Origin of the sequence: Hyphomonas adhaerens MHS-3, assembly GCF_000685235.1 — a bacterium.
Taxonomy (GTDB): domain Bacteria; phylum Pseudomonadota; class Alphaproteobacteria; order Caulobacterales; family Hyphomonadaceae; genus Hyphomonas; species Hyphomonas adhaerens.
In genome coordinates this window covers 1154268-1172923 of record NZ_ARYH01000001.1, presented here as the reverse complement: position 1 = coordinate 1172923, position 18656 = coordinate 1154268, and the positions used below count along the sequence as shown (strand labels likewise).

At 61.0% G+C, this 18656-nt stretch carries 26 protein-coding genes and 1 pseudogene; 19 read left to right on the top strand and 8 right to left on the bottom strand.

The features are described from left to right. Nucleotides 1-161: 161 nt before the first annotated feature. A complete protein-coding gene (rlmN, locus tag HAD_RS05810) occupies nucleotides 162-1358 on the top strand; it encodes a dual-specificity RNA methyltransferase RlmN (protein WP_035569937.1) in 1197 nt (398 codons plus the stop codon). Between the two features lie 8 nt (nucleotides 1359-1366). Here rlmN and HAD_RS05805 read toward each other — a convergent pair whose 3' ends face one another. Together HAD_RS05805 and HAD_RS05800 are read right to left on the bottom strand one after the other, a co-directional pair. Next, the gene (locus HAD_RS05805; protein ID WP_035569936.1) at nucleotides 1367-1546 is read right to left on the bottom strand and encodes a hypothetical protein; all 180 of its coding nucleotides are present in this window, start codon (nucleotides 1544-1546) and stop codon (nucleotides 1367-1369) included. A 151-nt stretch (nucleotides 1547-1697) separates the two neighbouring features. After that, a complete protein-coding gene (locus HAD_RS05800) occupies nucleotides 1698-2126 on the bottom strand; it encodes a PadR family transcriptional regulator (protein WP_051595952.1) in 429 nt (142 codons plus the stop codon). 18 nt (nucleotides 2127-2144) lie between these two features. Between HAD_RS05800 and HAD_RS18665 the strand changes: the two genes are divergently transcribed. The 6 genes from HAD_RS18665 (at nucleotide 2145) to HAD_RS05775 (ending at nucleotide 5486) form a co-directional block, all read left to right on the top strand. Beyond that, nucleotides 2145-2324: a hypothetical protein gene (locus HAD_RS18665; protein ID WP_051595951.1), complete on the top strand. Its 180-nt coding sequence runs from the start codon at nucleotides 2145-2147 to the stop codon at nucleotides 2322-2324. Nucleotides 2325-2481: 157 nt separating this feature from the next. Next, the gene (locus tag HAD_RS05795; RefSeq protein WP_084331786.1) at nucleotides 2482-3240 is read left to right on the top strand and encodes a phosphodiester glycosidase family protein; all 759 of its coding nucleotides are present in this window, start codon (nucleotides 2482-2484) and stop codon (nucleotides 3238-3240) included. Between the two features lie 103 nt (nucleotides 3241-3343). Then, on the top strand, nucleotides 3344-3697 hold the full coding sequence (locus HAD_RS05790) for an ArsC/Spx/MgsR family protein (protein ID WP_035569934.1): 354 nt from the start codon (nucleotides 3344-3346) through the stop codon (nucleotides 3695-3697). A 5-nt stretch (nucleotides 3698-3702) separates the two neighbouring features. After that, nucleotides 3703-4185, top strand: a complete 483-nt coding sequence (locus HAD_RS05785; protein WP_035569933.1) for a GNAT family N-acetyltransferase — start codon at nucleotides 3703-3705, stop codon at nucleotides 4183-4185. Nucleotides 4186-4310: 125 nt separating this feature from the next. Next, complete coding sequence (locus HAD_RS05780) at nucleotides 4311-5069, top strand: SDR family oxidoreductase (protein ID WP_035569931.1); 759 nt, start codon at nucleotides 4311-4313, stop codon at nucleotides 5067-5069. A 48-nt stretch (nucleotides 5070-5117) separates the two neighbouring features. Next, complete coding sequence (locus HAD_RS05775; RefSeq protein WP_035569929.1) at nucleotides 5118-5486, top strand: MmcQ/YjbR family DNA-binding protein; 369 nt, start codon at nucleotides 5118-5120, stop codon at nucleotides 5484-5486. 3 nt (nucleotides 5487-5489) lie between these two features. Here the strand turns inward: HAD_RS05775 and HAD_RS05770 are convergent, their stop codons facing one another. After that, on the bottom strand, nucleotides 5490-6296 hold the full coding sequence (locus HAD_RS05770) for a hypothetical protein (protein WP_051595950.1): 807 nt from the start codon (nucleotides 6294-6296) through the stop codon (nucleotides 5490-5492). A 227-nt stretch (nucleotides 6297-6523) separates the two neighbouring features. Between HAD_RS05770 and HAD_RS05765 the strand changes: the two genes are divergently transcribed. The 6 genes and pseudogenes from HAD_RS05765 to HAD_RS05740 all read left to right on the top strand — a co-directional run. Further along, nucleotides 6524-7303, top strand: coding sequence for a hypothetical protein (locus HAD_RS05765; protein ID WP_051595949.1), 780 nt, complete (start codon nucleotides 6524-6526; stop codon nucleotides 7301-7303). A gap of 129 nt (nucleotides 7304-7432) precedes the next feature. Further along, nucleotides 7433-8209 carry a hypothetical protein gene (locus HAD_RS05760; RefSeq protein WP_162177448.1) on the top strand — a complete coding sequence of 259 codons (777 nt, stop codon included), beginning with the start codon at nucleotides 7433-7435 and terminating at the stop codon, nucleotides 8207-8209. Further along, on the top strand, nucleotides 8206-8640 hold the full coding sequence (locus HAD_RS05755) for a DUF1801 domain-containing protein (RefSeq protein WP_051595947.1): 435 nt from the start codon (nucleotides 8206-8208) through the stop codon (nucleotides 8638-8640). Before HAD_RS05760 ends, HAD_RS05755 begins: the two co-directional genes overlap by 4 nt. Beyond that, a complete protein-coding gene (gene thiC / locus HAD_RS05750) occupies nucleotides 8637-10532 on the top strand; it encodes a phosphomethylpyrimidine synthase ThiC (protein ID WP_035569927.1) in 1896 nt (631 codons plus the stop codon). The genes HAD_RS05755 and thiC overlap by 4 nt, the downstream gene beginning before the upstream one ends. 102 nt (nucleotides 10533-10634) lie before the next feature. After that, entirely contained in the window at nucleotides 10635-11102 is a 468-nt protein-coding gene (locus HAD_RS05745) for an SF0329 family protein (protein ID WP_035569926.1), read from the top strand. 12 nt (nucleotides 11103-11114) lie between these two features. Further along, nucleotides 11115-11381 (top strand): annotated as a pseudogene (locus HAD_RS05740) (phosphomethylpyrimidine synthase ThiC); the annotation flags it as partial. Here HAD_RS05740 and HAD_RS05735 read toward each other — a convergent pair. Further along, on the bottom strand, nucleotides 11371-12273 hold the full coding sequence (locus tag HAD_RS05735; RefSeq protein WP_156942172.1) for a nucleoside phosphorylase-I family protein: 903 nt from the start codon (nucleotides 12271-12273) through the stop codon (nucleotides 11371-11373). The pseudogene HAD_RS05740 and the gene HAD_RS05735 overlap by 11 nt on opposite strands. Before the next feature lie 65 nt (nucleotides 12274-12338). Continuing rightward, complete coding sequence (locus HAD_RS05730; protein WP_162177472.1) at nucleotides 12339-12821, bottom strand: hypothetical protein; 483 nt, start codon at nucleotides 12819-12821, stop codon at nucleotides 12339-12341. Nucleotides 12822-13067: 246 nt separating this feature from the next. Here HAD_RS05730 and HAD_RS05725 point away from each other — a divergent pair, with 246 nt between their 5' ends. Together HAD_RS05725 and HAD_RS05720 are read left to right on the top strand one after the other, a co-directional pair. Further along, the gene (locus HAD_RS05725; protein WP_035569919.1) at nucleotides 13068-13292 is read left to right on the top strand and encodes a SlyX family protein; all 225 of its coding nucleotides are present in this window, start codon (nucleotides 13068-13070) and stop codon (nucleotides 13290-13292) included. A gap of 153 nt (nucleotides 13293-13445) precedes the next feature. Beyond that, complete coding sequence (locus tag HAD_RS05720; RefSeq protein WP_156942171.1) at nucleotides 13446-13994, top strand: DUF4262 domain-containing protein; 549 nt, start codon at nucleotides 13446-13448, stop codon at nucleotides 13992-13994. Between the two features lies 1 nt (nucleotide 13995). Here HAD_RS05720 and HAD_RS05715 read toward each other — a convergent pair whose 3' ends face one another. The 3 genes from HAD_RS05715 to HAD_RS05705 all read right to left on the bottom strand — a co-directional run bounded on the left by HAD_RS05715 (nucleotide 13996) and on the right by HAD_RS05705 (nucleotide 15163). Beyond that, nucleotides 13996-14232 carry a hypothetical protein gene (locus tag HAD_RS05715; RefSeq protein WP_035569916.1) on the bottom strand — a complete coding sequence of 79 codons (237 nt, stop codon included), beginning with the start codon at nucleotides 14230-14232 and terminating at the stop codon, nucleotides 13996-13998. Between the two features lie 121 nt (nucleotides 14233-14353). Continuing rightward, on the bottom strand, nucleotides 14354-14590 hold the full coding sequence (locus tag HAD_RS05710; RefSeq protein ID WP_035569915.1) for an HP1242/YdcH family protein: 237 nt from the start codon (nucleotides 14588-14590) through the stop codon (nucleotides 14354-14356). A 90-nt stretch (nucleotides 14591-14680) separates the two neighbouring features. Then, entirely contained in the window at nucleotides 14681-15163 is a 483-nt protein-coding gene (locus HAD_RS05705) for a DUF3617 family protein (protein WP_035569913.1), read from the bottom strand. Between the two features lie 167 nt (nucleotides 15164-15330). Between HAD_RS05705 and HAD_RS05700 the strand changes: the two genes are divergently transcribed. The 4 genes from HAD_RS05700 (at nucleotide 15331) to HAD_RS05685 (ending at nucleotide 18616) form a co-directional block, all read left to right on the top strand. Next, nucleotides 15331-16077 carry an electron transfer flavoprotein subunit beta/FixA family protein gene (locus tag HAD_RS05700; RefSeq protein ID WP_035569911.1) on the top strand — a complete coding sequence of 249 codons (747 nt, stop codon included), beginning with the start codon at nucleotides 15331-15333 and terminating at the stop codon, nucleotides 16075-16077. A gap of 1 nt (nucleotide 16078) precedes the next feature. After that, the gene (locus HAD_RS05695; RefSeq protein WP_035569910.1) at nucleotides 16079-17008 is read left to right on the top strand and encodes an electron transfer flavoprotein subunit alpha/FixB family protein; all 930 of its coding nucleotides are present in this window, start codon (nucleotides 16079-16081) and stop codon (nucleotides 17006-17008) included. Nucleotides 17009-17193: 185 nt separating this feature from the next. Next, entirely contained in the window at nucleotides 17194-18072 is an 879-nt protein-coding gene (locus HAD_RS05690) for a 3-hydroxybutyryl-CoA dehydrogenase (RefSeq protein WP_035569908.1), read from the top strand. Between the two features lie 121 nt (nucleotides 18073-18193). Continuing rightward, on the top strand, nucleotides 18194-18616 hold the full coding sequence (locus HAD_RS05685) for a VOC family protein (RefSeq protein ID WP_199285844.1): 423 nt from the start codon (nucleotides 18194-18196) through the stop codon (nucleotides 18614-18616). The last annotated feature ends 40 nt before the right edge of the window (nucleotides 18617-18656 follow it).

Here is an 18656-nt window from a genome sequence, read left to right as displayed (position 1 = left end):
CATATTCTGGATCAGCCCACTAAACGGGTCGCGTAACAACGCGAGGCGGAGACATATGTTCCACTCATGGCTTTTTGAGGGCGCACAAATGAACGGCTTGTGAACCATAAGTGCGCTGGCGGTTTCCGCCTGTCACCCAACCGTGATATAGGCGCCGCGGAATGAAGATCGAACTGGACCTCTCCCGCCGCCCTGACGCGGTCCCTGCCGCCCTGCCATCGGCTCCCCCGTCTCTGGCCGGGCTGAGCCTGCCTGCGCTCAAGGCAGAGATGGAAGCCATCGGCGTCGAGCCGAAGAAGGCGAACATGCGCGCCAGGCAGCTGCGCCGCTGGATCCATCATTTCGGCACCCAGGATTTCGCCGACATGACCGATGTGGCGAAGGAATTGCGGGCGCAGCTGGCCGAGCGCTTTATCCTCAGCCGTCCGGAAATTGCCGACCATCAGGTCTCGCGCGACGGCACGCAGAAATGGCTGACCCGGTTCGGCCCCGGCATCGAGGGCGAAAGCGTCTTCATTCCGGATGTCGGCAAGGCGGGCGCCCTGTGCGTGTCCAGCCAGGTCGGCTGCACGCTGAACTGCACCTTCTGCCATACGGGCACGCAGAAACTTGTCCGCAACCTGACGGCACAGGAAATTGTCGCGCAGGTACTGATCGCCCGCGACGGGCTTGGCGAATGGCCGACCTCGACCGAGAACCGGCGCCTGACCAATATCGTTTTCATGGGCATGGGCGAGCCGCTCTACAATCTGGATAATGTCGCCGAGGCAATCGACACGATCTCCGACGGGGACGGCATTGCCATCGGCCGCCGCCGCATCACGGTCTCGACCGCCGGCGTGGCGCCGAAGATTCCAGAACTCGGCCACCGCACCAATGCGGCGCTGGCCATCTCGCTGCACGCCACGAACAACGATTTGCGCAACGAGATCGTGCCGATCAACCGCAAGTACGATCTGCAGACCCTGTTCGATGCGATCCGCGCCTATCCGGACCTTGGTAATTCGAAACGCGTGACGTTCGAATATGTCATGCTGAAAGGCGTCAACGACTCGCTTGCCGAAGCGCGCGACCTTGTCAGCCTGCTGAAGGGTGTGCCGGCCAAGATCAATCTGATCCCGTTCAACCCGTGGCCGGGCAGCCCTTATGAATGCTCCGACTGGGAAACGATCGAAGAGTTTGCCGAAGTGCTGAACCGGGCCGGTTATGCCAGCCCGATCCGCACGCCGCGCGGCCGCGACATCCTCGCCGCCTGCGGCCAGCTACGTTCTGAAAGCGTCAAAAAATCCGCAGCGGAGAAGCGCCGCGAGGCCCTGGCTGCCGAAACCGGTCAGGCCGAAGGCCCTGCGGCCGAGTAAGGACGCGCCTAGCGCATCTTTGAGATCTTGAGCTTGTCGATCTTGGCGCGCTTCTGGATCGACTCTTCGCTGCGCGTCATGGCCTTGCTGATCGCCTTCAGGCTCATCCCCTTGGTCGCCAGCAGGTGCAGTTTCTGGATCTCGTCCGTGGTCCATGCCTGGCGGTGGCGTTCGAACTTCTCGGCCATGGCGGCCTCCTTGTGGTAAAGCCGCGCCCGGAAAGGCGTGACATTGCCTGCAGCCTAACCCAAGCCGCCCCAACTCGCGACCCTGCCACAGCGCAAAAGAAAGGGAGGCCTGCGCCTCCCTTTCCCTTTATCGCCCGGCCGGCTGGACGGGTCAGTCCTCATCCAGCTTGCTGATGCGTTCCTGCGCTTCGGTCAGGATGTCTGCGACAGCCTTGCGCCGGTCCGGATCGTCCGGGTCCGTACGAACGGCTTCGCGTACCGCATGGCGGAGCCGCCACATCGCGCCGCGCACGTCCTGCGGGTCTTCCGGCCGGTCGCTGTCCAGCAGGTCGCCCAGCCTCGACTCGATCCGCTCAAGGGTTTCGGCTTCCGCCTCCAGCTCCGCCTCGCCCGCTTCAGTCAGACTGAAGGAGCGGCGCGATCCGTCGGCTTCGGCCTGGACAAAGCCAAGGTCCAGCAGCGCTTCCAGCGCGGGATAGATAACGCCGGGGCTTGGCACATAGGCGCCGCCGGTGCGGGCTTCGATCTCTCGGATGATCTCATAGCCGTGGCGCGGCGCTTCGGAGATCAGTTTCAGCATCAGGAGCCGCAGGGCGCCATGATCCAGCGGGCGGCGGCGTCCGCGCCCCCTCCCCGGACCCATGCCCTGACCCCTGCCCTGACCACGTCCGCGTCCACCTCGTCCCTGGCCCATGCCTCTGCCTTCCCGGTCCATGCAGTCGCCAAGGCAGTCTCCGCCCTGATCGGCAAAGATATGCCTGCCGGCACCGCGATTTGAATGTCTGTTTCGATATCTCATTTTGTGTCCTTTCGATATATCTGAATTCCATATAGTTTAGATATATCGAAATAACAAGTATCGATATATCGAAAAGATGTCGCACAGCTGATCTGAGGCTCTGGAAGGCGGGCAGGAGGGCAGATAGGTTGCGGCCATGCGCACCTGGCCGATCCTTCTCCTGCTGCTCATTCTGCCTGCCTGCCGGGACGACGGACCGCAGGCCTGCGAGGCAATCCGGTTTGAGGAGCAGCCCTTCACGGTCTGTCATTTCGCCGACGACGATCCGGGCCTCGCCCTGTTCCACACTCATGCCGATGGCGCGCCGTTCGCAGACTTTGACCGGCTGGCGGAGTCCATCGCGGCGGGCGGCGGCGAACTCGTCTTCGCGATGAATGCCGGCATGTACCATGACGACCGCCGCCCGGTCGGCCTCTATGTCGAGGACGGCCAGCAGAGCGCCCGGCTCGTCACCAATGCCGGGCCCGGCAATTTCGGCATGTTGCCGAACGGTGTGTTCTGGGTGGATGAGGATGGCGCCGCGCATGTGACCGAGACGCTGGCCTTTGACGCGCTCGCCCCGGACGTCCGCTTCGCCACCCAGTCCGGCCCGATGCTGGTGATCGATGGCGCGCTGCACCCGGCCTTCAATCCGGACGGCACCAGCCGCAAGCGCCGCAACGGAGTCGGCCTCAGCGCGGATGGGAAGACGCTCTGGTTCGCGATCAGCGATGCGCCGGTGAACTTCGACACCTTCGCGCGGCTCTTCCGCGACCGGCTCGGCGCCCCGGATGCGCTTTACCTCGACGGCGTGGTTTCGCGCCTCTACGCCCCCTCCCTGAACCGGGACGATGGCGGCCTGGATATGGGCCCCATTGTCGCCATTGTGCGCACCCCTGCACGGAACCCACGCTGATCCGGAAAAACCCTGCGAAGTGCTGCACCGCAGCGCGTTTGGCAACTTGTGCCGCCTCCTCTTTGGGGATAGGGACTCGCCTCTTTCAAAGCGGAGACAGAGCATGCCCGGATCGGCGGTCGTCCTCTATGGACTCAAGAATTGCGACACCTGCCGCAAAGCAAAACGTGAACTTGAATCCGCCGGCAGCAAGGTAAAATTTGTCGACATCCGCGACGAGGCAGACCTTCCCGCGAAGCTGCCGGCCTGGCTGAAAGCCGCCCCCGACAAACTGGTCAACAAGAGCTCGGCCACATGGCGCAAGCTGACCAATGCCGAAAAGGCCAAGGCTGGCACGCATGGCGAAAAGGCCCTGCTGGCGGAACATCCGACCCTGATCAAACGCCCGGTCATCGAAGCCGGCAGCGATGTCCATGTCGGCTGGGGCAAGGACGTGCAGAGCGCCCTGCTCGGCTGACCGGCATGACCCTGACCATCCGCCAGGCCGATTATGCCGACCCCTCAGATGCCGCCGCGCTGACCGGCTTGCTGGACATCTATGCGCGCGACCCGATGGGCGGCGGCAAACCGCTGAGCGCGCACACGCGGGACCACCTTGCCGCAGAACTGGCGGCGCGGCCCACCGCGGTCTCCTTCCTCGCTTTTGACGACGATGCACCGGCCGGATTGCTGAACGCGTTCGAGGGCTTCTCCACATTCGCCTGCAAGCCGTTGCTGAACGTACACGACATTGCCGTGCATCCGGACCATCGCGGCAAGGGCCTTGGCCGCCTGCTGCTGGATGCGGCAGAGGCCGAAGCGCGCCGCCGCGGCTGCTGCAAGCTCACCCTCGAAGTGCTCTCCGGCAATACGCGCGCCCGCGGCGTCTACGAGGCGGCCGGTTACCGCGCCTACGAGCTGGACCCGGCCATGGGCAGCGCCCTGTTCATGGAAAAGGCGCTTTAGCAGACACTCTTCCGTAAGCGGATTTCTTGCGCGCCATGCACTGCATGGCCACCACTTCCAATGTGCCGATTCGCCCCTATCTCCTGAACAGTCGGGCAGCCGGCCCGCCCGCAAGGAGAGACATCATGAAAACCACAGGCAACACGATCCTCGTCACAGGTGGCGGCTCCGGCATCGGCCGGGAACTGGCCCGCGAATTCCACGCGCTCGGCAATACAGTCATCGTCGCAGGGCGCACCGCCAGCAGCCTTGAAGAAACGATTGCCGGGCGTGACGGCATGCATGCGCGGACGCTGGATGTCAGCGACGCGGCAGACATTTCCCGCTTCGCCAAGGCCCTGATCGCGGACTTTCCGGCCCTGAACGTGCTGTTCAACAATGCCGGCATCATGGTGAAAGAAGACTGGCTGGCCGACCCGGTGGACCTGTCGGTCACCGAGGCAACCGTCACGACCAACATTCTCGGCCCGATCCGGCTGACCGCGGCCCTCCTCCCCCATCTGCGCGCACAGCCTCTGGCGCGCGTGGTCAATGTCACTTCCGGCCTTGCCTATGTCCCGCTCGCCCACGCCCCCGCCTATAGCGCGTCCAAGGCCGCGCTCCATGCCTGGACGCAATCGCTGCGCTACCAGCTGCGCGACACGAATGTGGAAGTCATTGAGCTGGCCCCGCCGGGCGTGCGGACGGGCATCACCCCCGGCCAGGAAACGCGCGAAAGCTATATGCCTCTGGAAGACTTCGTTGCCGAGACGATGGAGAGCTTCCGCATTGAAGACACGCCCGCCGAGGTCTGCGTCCAGCGCGCGAAAATGCTGCGCGCCGCCGAAGCCAGCGGCAATTTCGACCAGATCTTCAAGGGCCTGAACGACGGCTACGAAGGCTGACTATCCGGCGCCCCCTTCCCCGGCTAGACTGCGGGTGAAGGGGACGCCATGAAACTCAAAGCCTACAACACATTCTGCGGCGGTCTTCCGCACACGACCAGCGTCATCCAGTGGGGCGAGGCAACCGTGTGGAAGATCGGCGGCAAGGTCTTCGCCATCGGCCGCGAGGAAGACGGTGACATGGTCTGCTCGTTCAAGGTCTCGGAGATGAGTTTCGACATATTGAAGGAACAGCCCGGCTGCCGGGGCGCGCCGCACCTTGCCTCACGCGGCATGAAATGGATCCAGCGCTACAGCGCGGACACGCTCTCCGACGATGATCTGAAGGCCTATCTCGAAGGCTCTTACCAGCTCGTGGCGGCAGGGCTGACAAAAAAGCTCCAGCGCGAGCTCGGCTTCCTCAAGGACGGAAAATAGGCGTCAGCGCCGGCGGCGCGGATTGAGGTAAAGATCCGACTCCTGATGATCCAGTTCGCGCACCGCGCGGCCGCGATTGACCATCTCCACCTCGTGCGAGACATGCCGGCGCACCGCCCCGTTGAAGCGCAACATGGTACAGAACATCTGCAACACCGATTCCAGCGCCGCATAGGAATGCGAGGCATCGAGCTTCACGATCCAGCTGCCGCCCAGATTGATGATCCGGTGATCCAGCGATCCGATCTTGCGGTTCTTGTCGTCATACAGCGTGTAGTCCGCACCGATACCGATCACATTGCGGCGCAGGCGGTAGAAACGCGGGCCCCGCGACGTTTCGATGAAGAAGGAGAACTTTTCCGGGAACAGCGGCCATTTCTGCGCCGACCGCTCCAGCTGGATCAGCTGTTTCGACCGGGACAGGTTCAGTGAAAAGGCCGTGACCGGCACGCCGCGCGCGCCGATGGACAGCTGCAGCGAGCGGCCCATCATCAGCTCCATCGTGCCGCGCCAATGCATGTTCTCCGAGAACAGCTTGATCACCAGGCGGCGCTTCATGTCCTTGCCATCCTTCCACAATTCCTTGCGGTAGGCGACGATACCGGAGCGTTTTCCATCTTCCCGGATCTGGCCGATAATCTCCATGTCCTTGGTGAACTGGTCGGACTCGGCCTCATGCTGCGTGTGCTTCATGATGCCGATTTCGGTGAGGTTCAGGTCTGTCAGCCACAGGTCGACCTTGAAGCGTTGCCATTTGGTCGGCTTCGTATCGGTCTGTGGGGCGGCGGCAAGCGCTGCGTCAAAGGCCATGGGCGGATCTCCCGTCCGTGTGTTCAGTCTCTGCCACCAGACTTGAACCAATCGTGTCGACAGAAGGTTAATGGAACTGCGCTGGCTGTTAATCACGCCGCCGGTGCGCATGCCGCCCCCATATCGATAGGACGCCGGAGGACCAGGTCAGCGACTGGGACAAAGCGATCAAAAAGCTCGATTCCGAAGCAGCAGAATAGGCTTTCACGCCTGCGCGTTTTCGCACGGTGGACCGTCCGCGCTCCGGCCTCTATCGCGGGGCGGAACTCGTGCTGGCACCGCTGCGGAAGGACCTTTCATTGACGCATCCTGAGACGATCGAAATCGCGGCCCGCTACAATGGTCCGCCGGGCTCGGCCAATGGCGGCTACGCGGCGGGCGTCTTCGCCGCGCTGATCGACGGACCAGCCGAAGTGAACCTCCGCGCACCGCCGCCGCTGGACAAGCCGATCCGGGTTGTTTCCGCCGCGCAGGGCTTTGAGTTCTTCGACGGCGACACGCTGGTGGCCACGTCTGCCCCGTCCGGCTTGCTGCCACCGCCGCCGGACGCCCCGACGCCAGACCAGGCCCTCAACGGCCGCAGCCATTTCCCGCCGGAAGAGGCCCATGCCTTCCCCAGCTGTTTTGTCTGCGGTCCGCACCGCAAGGTCGGCGACGGCCTGCGCCTCTTTACCGGCCCGGCCGACGGCTTTGACGGCGTGGCCGATGTCTGGGTGCCTGCACCGGAATTTGCCGGAGATGACGGCCGTGTCCGCCCGGAAATCCTGTGGGCGGCGCTTGATTGCCCCGGCGCCTTTGCGGTCGGCTTCGGCGACAATCCAATGGTGCTCGCCCGCATCGCCGGGAATCTCCACGCCCTGCCGGCCGCCGGAGACAGGCTGGTCGTGGCCGGCTGGCACCACTTCCATGACGGGCGAAAACACGGCGCCGGCACGGCCATCTACACCGGCGACGGCCAGCTGATCGCCCAGTCCGAACAGCTCTGGATCGAGCTGAAAAAGGCCTAAGCCCACGCCCTTCCGCGCCCCCCTTTGCAGGGCGCCGCAAACCCGCTAGTCTGACACGCATCCGAGGGGTGTCCGCACCGGAATGAGCCGGGCGGGCTGAGACTTTACCCTTTGAACCTGATCCGGGGAATGCTGCGCATGCGCGGCGTGGCCGGCGCGAGGGACGGAGCGGACACCATGCAGCCGGTTGGCGACATCACCATTGCTTCTGCCTTTAATGGCCCGCCCACTTCGGGCAATGGCGGCTATGCGTCCGGCATGCTGTCGCGCCTGTTCGAGACGCCCCATACCGTGCGCATCTCCGCCCCGATTCCGCTGGATACGCCACTGGCCGTTACACAGCAGGACAACAAACTGGTCGCCACCCTTGGCGAGAAGCCCATCCTCACCGCGCGCCCCGGCGGTGTCACGCTGACCCCGCCCCAAGCGCCGTCGATGGAAGCCGCGCGGAAAGCCGGGGAGACCCCGACTTATTTCGGTGCGGGCGGCCTCTCCACCTGCTTCGTCTGCGGACGGAACCGGAAAGAGGGCGACGGCCTGCACATCCATTGCGGGCGGCTCGGCGGCAAGCTGGAAGCGGCGGCCGTCTGGACGCCGCATGCCAATTTCGATGACGGGCATGGCCATGTCCGGCCGGAATATGTCTGGGCGGCGCTGGATTGCCCCGGCGGCTTTGCGCTGCCCGAGATCGAGACGACCTATTTGCTGGGGGAGATGACGGCAGCCATCCACCAGCCCATCCTGACCGGGCAGCCCGTGATCATCCATGCCTGGCATGAATGGAGCGACGGGCGGAAGCATTTCGCCGGCACCGCGCTGCATGCTGAAGACGGCACATTGCTGGCGCAGGCCGACACGCTGTGGATCGAACTGACGCCGGAACAGGCCGGGAGCATGGCGCCATGAAGACGGCCAACCTCCAGATCCCCGCGCCCGGCGGCGATGTCGGCAAGGTGTTTGCCACCTATCCCGCCCCGGCACGCAAACTGCTGCTCGCGATCCGGGGCATGCTCTATGAAACGGCTGATAGCCTGCCAGAGGCGGGCCGCATCACCGAAACCCTGAAATGGGGCGAGCCCGCCTATCTGACGAGCGCCCCGAAAAGCGGCACGACGATCCGCCTCGCCTGGTCGCCCAAACGGCCCGACAGCGCCGGCATTTTCGTCAACTGCCAGACCACGCTGCTGGACGAGTGGCGCACACTTTACGGCGAAACGCTTGACCTTGTCGGCAATCGCGAACTCCGCCTGCCCCTCGGCGCCCCCCTTCCCGCAGACCCCATCCGCCATTGCCTCGCCATGGCGTTGACCTATCACCAGAGAAAGCCTGCACAATGAACAAGCCTTCCGACCAATCCGAATTCACCACCCCGCAGGTCACTACCGGGCCGCTGCCCGCCAGCCGCAAGGTCTACACCCACCCCCTGCCCGATCTGGCCGTGCCGCACCGCGAAATCGACCTGCACCCCTCCGCCAATGAGCCGCCGGTGCCGGTCTATGACACGTCCGGTCCGTACACAGACCCGTCGGTGACCATCGACGTGGAAAAAGGCCTTGCCCGAACGCGGCGCGACTGGGTGCTGGAGCGCGGCCATGTCGAGGAATATGACGGCCGCGACGTGAAGCCGGAAGACAATGGCGGCGCCAGCGGCAAACACCTCGCCCGCGAATTCCCGGTGAAGCACCGCCCCCTGCGCGGCACGGGCACCGGCCCGGTCACCCAGTATGAATACGCCAAGGCCGGCATCGTCACCAAGGAAATGATCTACGTCGCCACGCGCGAAAACCTCGGCCGCCGCGCCGCCGTCGAAGGCGCCGCAGAGCGGATCGAACAGGGCGAGAGCTTCGGCGCGCACATCCCGGAATATATCACGCCGGAATTCGTGCGGGACGAGATCGCCGCCGGCCGCGCCATCATCCCCTCCAATATCAACCATGCTGAGCTGGAACCGCAGATCATCGGGCGGAACTTCCTTGTGAAAATCAACGCCAATATCGGCAACTCCGCCGTTACCTCCTCCGTCGAGGAAGAGATCGACAAGATGGTGTGGGCCACCCGCTGGGGCGCCGACAACGTCATGGACCTCTCCACCGGCCGCAACATTCACAACACGCGCGAATGGATCATCCGCAACAGCCCGGTTCCGATCGGCACGGTGCCGATCTATCAGGCGCTGGAGAAGGTGAATGGCGTCGCCGAAGACCTCACCTGGGACGTCTTCCGCGACACGCTGATCGAACAGGCCGAACAGGGCGTCGACTATTTCACCATCCATGCCGGCGTGCGCCTCGCCTATATCCACCTGACGGCAGACCGCGTGACGGGCATCGTCAGCCGCGGCGGCTCGATCATGGCGAAATGGATGCTGGCCCACCACACCGAAAGCTTCCTCTACACGCACTTTGAGGAAATCTGCGACATCATGCGGGCCTATGACGTCTCGTTCAGCCTCGGCGACGGCCTGCGCCCCGGCGCGATTGCCGACGCGAATGACGCAGCCCAGTTCGCGGAGCTGGAAACGCTCGGGGAACTGACGAAGATCGCCTGGGACAAAGGCTGCCAGGTGATGATCGAAGGGCCCGGCCACGTGCCGATGCACAAGATCAAGGTGAACATGGAGAAGCAGCTGCGCGAATGCGGCGAGGCCCCCTTCTATACGCTCGGGCCGCTCACCACCGATATCGCGCCGGGCTATGACCACATTACCTCCGGCATCGGCGCGGCCATGATCGGCTGGTATGGCACGGCCATGCTCTGCTATGTGACGCCCAAGGAGCATCTGGGCCTGCCCGACCGGGACGATGTGAAAGTCGGCGTGGTCACCTATCGCCTCGCTGCCCACGCGGCAGACCTCGCCAAGGGCCACCCCGCCGCGCAGGTGCGCGACGATGCGGTCTCACGCGCGCGCTTCGACTTCCGCTGGGAAGACCAGTTCAACCTCGCCCTCGACCCCGAAACCGCCCGCGACTTCCACGACCAGACCCTGCCGAAGGAGGCCCACAAGGTCGCCCACTTCTGCTCCATGTGCGGCCCCAAATTCTGCAGCATGAAGATCACCGCCGAAGTGCGGGAATATGCGGCCGGGATGAGCGAGAACGAACGGAACGATCTGGAGAAACAGGCCGCCGAAGCGCGCAAGGGGATGGAAGAGAAGAGCCGCGAGTTTATGGAGAAAGGCGGGGAGATTTATCTCTCGGAAACCGGCGAAAAGCGCGAAGCGATTGATTAAATCGTAGAGTACATTGAGGCACGAAATGCACCATTGGCGCAGATGGCGCATTTCGCTTTGCTCAACGACACTCTACGGATGGGCTCTTTGGGATACAGATAAATGCAGTGGTCCAAGCTCAAGCAAAGACTGGAAGACCGCTTCGCCGATTGTCTGAAAGGGCGCTTGCATATCTATGAGACGCGCCAGCGAATGGGCCACCATCATCGATTAGGCGAAATCTGGATCACGCTCGACAAGAAACGCATATACTCAACGTCAGACTTCAAAGCTTCGCAATTAATGCAGACTCACCTGAAATCTGGCGACACCTACGAGGACTCATTTGAGAAAGTCGCCGCTGAAGGCTTGGCCCCGGTGTCCCAATCAAACGAAATGCTGTTTGATAGTTTGAGTATGAGCATTGATGACATGTTGGCGTCTGAAGCAGTTCTGATCCGGGGATTGGCGATTTCGGACGCACGATGCGGAAGACGTCGTCTATTGGCTTTGAAAGAGCAGATCATAACCGAGCACGATTTTATCAAACTCGTTTTCGAACAAAGACTGTCAACGCCCAGCAACCCGTAAGGCGCCAATCGCCTCGACCCCGAAACCGCCCGCGACTTCCACGACCAGACCCTGCCCAAAGAGGCGCACAAGGTCGCCCACTTCTGCTCCATGTGCGGCCCCAAATTCTGCAGCATGAAGATCACCGCAGAAGTGCGGGAATACGCAGCGGGCATGAGCGAGAACGAACGGAACGATTTGGAGAAGCAAGCCGCGGAGGCGCGGAAAGGGATGGAAGAGAAGAGCCGCGAGTTTATGGAGAAGGGGAGAAATATCTACGTCGAAAAAACTAATCATTGAGACCAGGAATAACCGCACCATGATTATATGCCATCTCTGCAACTGCGAGTGCCGATACAATTGCATTTCTTGCTGCTAGCTCTTGATGGTTATCATTTTTCTGAGCACAGACATCCGAAATACCCCTAACGATAAAGGGAGTAACCGTCGCTTCTGCTATTTGAATAGCGTGAAGGAAGCCCGCCGATTCCATATCAACAGCTGAGGCTGGCTCGAAATCCCAATCCGCCCTGATATAACTTGCGTTCCCATCTGCGCTATCAAGCATGTCCTTTTGCCGATAGTAGTCCAGCGTATCATCCTTTATCTTATCGGATATATATTGGACGGCTTCTTCGCAATCTATAACAAGGTCCCCTGAAAAAATCTGACCAATTTTTATACCCGAAATCACCGATGAAACTTCAGGAGGAAGCCCCACAGACATACACCGTGTACGTATTTCTTCAATTATTTTGGAAAACTCTTCTTCCATCGGAAGCGGGTCGTAGTAGCGACGCTTATTCCGGAAAAACGAGTCTGTGAATACCTTCTCCCGTCTATCGACTTGGATCTTACCGTCCGCACTAGACAAGTACTCGTCGACGAACACTTCTCGCTCCGACCGTTTTTTGATTTTATTGGCGTATATTGTTTTTGCCCGGTAGGACGCCACGACACTTCCAACCGGCAAAGCTTTCGCATCCAACGAACCGGCGATACCCGCAAGAATAGCAATTTTTGGTTTAAGGGCGCCTAAAGCCCAAGCAACATATGCTGCGGTCGGCCAATTTCCCATGTCGTCGATAAGACAAACTGAAATTTTGAGTCTCTTTTTAAACAGCAGCCCCTTAAAGTTGTAGGGTACCACACTCGACTTCTTTGTAGCGAGTTGTCCAAACTCATTCAGCACAGTTTTCGCATAGTTCAGCTCCTTCCGGAGCGGTATAAATAGGCAGATACTCACCGAATTGCTCGCTACTTTTCTAAAATTTTTGTATGTGGATCATCCAGCGAATGCGCTACTCTTGATAGCAATTCTTCGTCATCATCATCGACCAGAAGAACGACCGACAGGCACTCAAATGATATGCTCTTCAGACAGACATTACCCATACTGTGCATGTCAAACACAGTAATAAGGTCAGATATATATTTCGCCGCATCAAGAGGAACCCGCCCCACCGACCTGTCAAAGAAGATGTTTTGCTCTTCATTCGAACAAAGAAACACTCGGCTGTGAGAAAACCCCGCGCTTAAAGGATTGCCATAGGAGTTAATCTTGCCGATCCGCATTATATTCAGAATGAGAAACAGCGATCGCAGCCTACTGCTGGTAGATCCAAAGGGGTCCACGCTCAAGGCCAGCAACTCTTTCCTTGACGCCTTTTTCGGGCTTTGCTTTCGCAATAAGCCCTTAGAAACAGATTCCATAACCTGTTTTTCTAGTGCGTAACCCAAAAAACTTCCCCCAAGTGATTGGCAGAATCACAGGGAGATTAGTTTGGTGATTTTGTCAACAAAACGTTGAAATTCAGACACGTGCATCCGTTTTCTGGCGATTGTGCGTTCACAGCACTTTCCGTGCAACACCTGCGATGAGTCCGGATAGCGGGTGTCGGCGTTGCTTCAACCCACCCTACCCCGCTACGTTTCAACGTTCCGAAGCCGTTGCCACGCTCCACCAGCAGCGCTAATCCCTCCCCCATGACAGACAGCACTTCATCGGACTCCGCCCGCCTCGACGAGCTTGAAATGCGTGTGGTCCATCAGGACCAGACGATTGAGGACCTGAACGCGGCCATCACGGCGCAATGGAAGGTGATCGACCGGCTGGAGCGTCAGGTCGCTCGGCTGGGCGAACGGGTCGCCGAAACCGAACAGGCCGTGAGCGAAGCGGCCCCGGCGAACACGCCCCCGCCGCATTACTAGACCGGTCTGCCGGCGACCGAAGCCCCTGGTCCACCGGGCCGTTATTCTAGCTGTCCCACTGCATCTTCCAGATGCCGTCTTCGAGCGTCCAGAGGATCACGGCCTTGCCTCCCCGGCACCAGGTCCCAGGGTCGCCCGCATGAACGCCTTGTCATGCTTAAATCTCCGTCACCTGAAGACTTATCTCTTGACCCCAAGCCCGGCACAGCGCGTCATTCGCCCATGGCGGGCGGTATCGTGAGCGAAGAAGAACAGCGGATCCTGGGCAGCATCGAGGCCCATGGCTGGTATGCCGCACACCGGTACGATCCCGAGCTGGTCACCCCGAACTACACTTATACGGTCGGCTTCTCGCAAACGCTGGACGCCCCGGAATTCATCGTTTTCGGCCTGCACCGGGATGTGATGTACGACATGCTGGCTAACGTCCACGACCAGATCAAGGCGGGCCGGAAGCTGGAAGACAACCAGGTCTGGAAAGGCCTGCACGAGGATTTCGATTGCGTCGGCCGCAAGGTCTCGCACGAGGATGCGTTCGGGAAATATGCCGAGCTGGCCGACTGGCTGTGGGCCCGTAATGGCCAGGGCGGGCATCCGGCGCTTGTCCAGATCGTCTGGCCTGGCCTGCTGGACGGGCTTTATCCGTGGGACGAGGGCTGCCGGGACAGTGTGGCGGACGCGCAGCCGAAGCTGTGGCGCTAGGTCAGGCGCTCAGACGGGCAAACAGGGTCTCGCGGAGCGTATCACGCTGGCGGCGAAGCTGGGCCACATAGGCATGACAGGCCGGCTCGATCCCGCATTCGATTTCCTGAAGTTCCAGCGTGATGGCTTCGTACGCTTCGGCCAGCTGCACGAAATCCCCCTCTTCCGCTTCCAGTTCAAAGATACGGCCGACGGATTCCGGAAAGTCGCCGGCAAGGCCAAGGGGCAAGTGGGTCATCGGGCTCATCCTCCCGGGTCAACTGCATCCGTCTTCCCGCCAAATCTGGCAGACAGAGGCAGACACGCCCATTCGGGATTCTACCTAAACCCTTCGCGCCCTGGCCTTTGCCGGAAAGGGCTTACGCCTTGAGCATGTTGTAGAGCTCGTCCTTGAGCGCCATGCGCTGCTTGCGCAGTTCCGTCTGGTGCTCGTCGCTCGCCGGTTCCACATCGGTTTCGATGCGGTGAATCTGGCGGTTCAGCTCATGATATTCGTCAGCGAGCTTCGCGAAGTGGGCATCGCTGGTCTTCAGCGCGTGGATCTTGTCAGCGAGATCCGGGAATTCTTCGGTCAGTTCGTGGGGCGTGTGCGACATGGATGTCCTCCGATAATGTGCGGCGTCTCTATGACATGTCCGACCGGCCAGTGAAATTGCCAATTGCGGATTCTACGTAGGCGCTGCTGTCTAGGGGCCAGCGGCCAGGTCGTCCGGCAGGCAGGCGCCGACAAGACGGCCCCGGATGGTAACCCATTGGGAGGCAACCGGGCCAGGGCTGCGCAAGGTGAACCGCTGGAGGAACTCCGTCGGCCGGGTCGGATCCACCGCGAGGGTCCCGGTCCCGCTGAGCAGGCCTTCCGGAAAGGCGCAGACAAGGTCGAAGGCCTCTCCATAAGGATCCGCCCGCACATTGGAGACATGGCAGCGCGGGTCGATGAACGAGTCCGGGCGGATATGGCGGGCTTCCTCCCCCTCCAGGCAGGCTGCTCCGCCAAAGGGATCCGTCCAGGTCTCCAGCAGCGTGCCCGTCCCCGGATCCTGCATGCTGGTTTCGATTTCGGTGGATATGGCATAGAGGCCGGGGTCCAGCCGGGTGAGGCCCTCTGCAGCCGCATGAAAGAGCGGGGCAAAGGCAAAAATTAGGCTGAAGAACAGTCCAGATCGCGTCATAGGGGTCTCATATTGCAGGAATCACGCCGTTTGAGGCCGGAAATTACCCCATTTTAGCGCGCCAATTTGACACTTACGTCAACGTCAAACTTGCGAAAGCTTTTCAGTGCCTGTAGGCAACGCCCATCTTATAAGTCCAATCTCTCGAAACGTGTGGAGCGCTGCTCATGAAGGTCCTCGTGCCCGTCAAACGCGTGATCGATTACAACGTGAAAGTCCGCGTCAAACCGGACAAGACCGGGGTCGATCTCGCCAATGTCAAAATGTCGATGAACCCGTTCGACGAAATCTCCGTCGAAGAGGCTGTCCGCCTGAAAGAAGCCGGTACGGCCACCGAAGTGGTGATCGTTTCCATCGGCCCGCAACAGGCACAGGAAACCATCCGGACGGCGCTCGCCATGGGCGGTGACCGCGGCATCCTGATCAAGACCGATGAAACGGTTGAGCCGCTGGGCGTTGCCAAGCTGCTGTCCAAAGTGGTCGAGGAAGAAAAGCCGGACCTCGTGATCGTCGGCAAGCAGGCGATCGACGACGATTCCAACCAGACCGGCCAGATGCTGGCCGCCCTGCTCGACTGGCCGCAAGGCACCTTCGCCTACAAGCTGGAGAAGGACGGCGATGCGCTGACCGTGACCCGCGAAGTCGATGGCGGTCTGCAAACCGTGAAGCTGGCCCTGCCGGCCGTTGTCACGGTGGACCTGCGCCTCAACGAGCCGCGTTACGCCTCCCTGCCGAACATCATGAAGGCGAAGAAGAAGCCGATCGACGAGAAGGCCCCGGCCGACTACGGCGTCGACATCACTCCGCGCCTGTCTGTCGTTCAGGTCACCGAACCGCCGGTGCGCCAGGCTGGTGAAAAGGTCGAGGATGTCGCCACCCTCGTGTCGAAACTGAAAACCGCAGGAGTTGTCTGATATGGCTGTGCTCGTAATTGCTGAACACGACAATGCGGCCCTCTCGGACGCCACCAACAAGGTCGTGACCGCCGCCGCAAAACTCAGCGGCGATGTGGATATCCTGGTTGCCGGCGAAGGCGCTGGCGATGTGGCTGCGGCGGCTGCGAAAGTGGCCGGCGTACGCAAGGTGCTTCACGCCGACGGTGCCAGTGTCGCAAAGCAGCTCGCTGAACCGATGCAAGCGCTGATCGTTCCGCTGATGGACGGCTATGACGCTGTCTTCTTCGCGGCAACGACGGCCGGCAAGAACATGGCCCCCCGCGTGGCGGCCAAGCTGGACGTGATGCAGATTTCCGAGATCACAGGCGTGATCGATGCGGAAACCTTTGAGCGTCCGATTTATGCCGGCAACGCCATGATGACCGTCAAATCGGCCGATGCGAAGAAAGTCATCACCGTCCGCGGGACCGCTTTTGACGCTGCTGGCGAAGACGGCTCGGCCTCGGTCGAGACGGTCGATGCCCCGGCAGGCCCGTTCAAGTCGGAATTCGTTTCGGAAGAAATGGTCAAGTCGGATCGCCCGGAACTGGCCGGCGCCAAGCGCGTCGTCTCCGGCGGCCGCGCCCTCGGCTCTGCCGAGAAGTTCCAGGAAGTCATCTTCCCGCTGGCGGACAAGCTCGGCGCCGCTGTCGGTGCCTCGCGCGCCGCTGTGGATGCTGGCTATGCCCCGAACGACTATCAGGTTGGCCAGACCGGCAAGATCGTCGCGCCTGAACTCTATGTCGCCATCGGCATCTCCGGCGCCATCCAGCACCTTGCCGGCATGAAGGACTCCAAAGTCATCGTTGCCATCAACAAGGATGAGGAAGCCCCGATCTTCCAGGTTGCCGATTACGGCCTGGTCGCTGACCTGTTCGCTGCCGTTCCGGAACTGACGGACGCGCTCTAAGCGAAACAAAATCACCCATTACGCGAAAAGCCCGGCCTGTGCCGGGCTTTTTGTTGTCCGGAAGCAACATTGCCGCCTCTTTGCCATTCCGGCATGGGCGTATCTGATGTGCTGACTTGATCTTTGACGCACTGCACAAACAGGATATGTCAGACAGTTGCAAAGAAGACTCAGGGCGATAGCGGATGACGAACCTTCAGACCATTGGCGTGATTGGCGCAGGCCAGATGGGCAACGGAATTGCCCATGTCAGCGCCCTTGCCGGCTACGATGTCGTGATGACGGATATTTCCGAAGACGCGCTGAAGCACGGCATGGATGCCATCGAGAAGAACATGGCCCGTCAGGTCTCCCGCGAGCAATTCAGCGTGGACGAGATGAAGGCGGCGATGGGCCGTATCAAGACCTCCACGTCGATCAAGGCGCACGAAAACGACGACCTGGTTGTCGAGGCGGCCACGGAAAAGCGCGAAGTGAAGGAGCAGATCTTCCGCTCCATTTGCGAAATCGTCCCGTCCCGGACCTATCTGGCCACCAATACATCCTCGATTTCCATTACCCGCCTGGCCTCCACCACCGACCGGCCGGAAAAGTTCATCGGCATGCATTTCATGAATCCGGTGCCGCTGATGAAACTGATGGAAGTGATCCGGGGGCTTGCCACAAGCCAGGCGACCTACGAGACGGCGATCGGCTTTGCCAACCGTCTTGAAAAGACAACAACCAATGCCGAGGACTACCCGGCCTTTATCGTGAACCGCATCCTGGTGCCGATGATCAACGAGGCGGTCTACACCCTGTATGAAGGGGTCGGCACGGTTGAGAGCATCGACACGGCCATGCGCCTTGGCGCGAACCACCCGATGGGACCGCTGACGCTGGCGGACTTCATCGGCCTCGATACCTGCCTGTCGATCATGCAGGTGCTGCATGATGGGCTCGCCGATACGAAATACCGCCCCTGCCCCCTTCTCGTGAAATATGTCGAGGCCGGCTGGGTCGGCCGCAAGGTCGGCAAGGGCTTCTACGATTATTCGGGCGACGTGCCGGTCCCGACCCGCTAATAATCTGAACACAGATTTTCATCCGGCTGCCACGGATGACAGAAATGACGGATATCTGCGCGGTGTCCGGACCTGCTACAGGGGATCACTTCCCCGCATCTTTATGACGAGACCCACGCTGATGTCGCTTCGCCCTTTCCACCTCGCCTTTCCTGTCCACGATCTGGAAGCCGCGCGGGAATTCTATGGCGAACTGCTCGGATGCCCCGAGGGACGCAGCGCAGCCGAATGGATCGATTTCGATTTTTTCGGCCACCAGATTGTCGCCCATCTGGTTCCTGACTCCGCCAAGACCGGAGATCCGGGGAACAGCGTCGATGGCCATGACGTGCCTGTGCCGCATTTCGGCGTGGTGCTAAGCATGTCCGACTGGCAGGAGGTCGCAGACAAGTTGACCGCAGCGGGCACGGACTTCGTTATCGAGCCCTACATCCGGTTCAAGGGACAGGCCGGTGAACAAGCCACCATGTTCTTCCGGGACCCGTCCGGCAATGCGATCGAAATGAAGGCGTTCAAGGACCTCTCGCAACTGTTTGCGCGCTAACGACCGCGCCTGCACTCTCGCCGAAGCCTGCCAAAAAGAT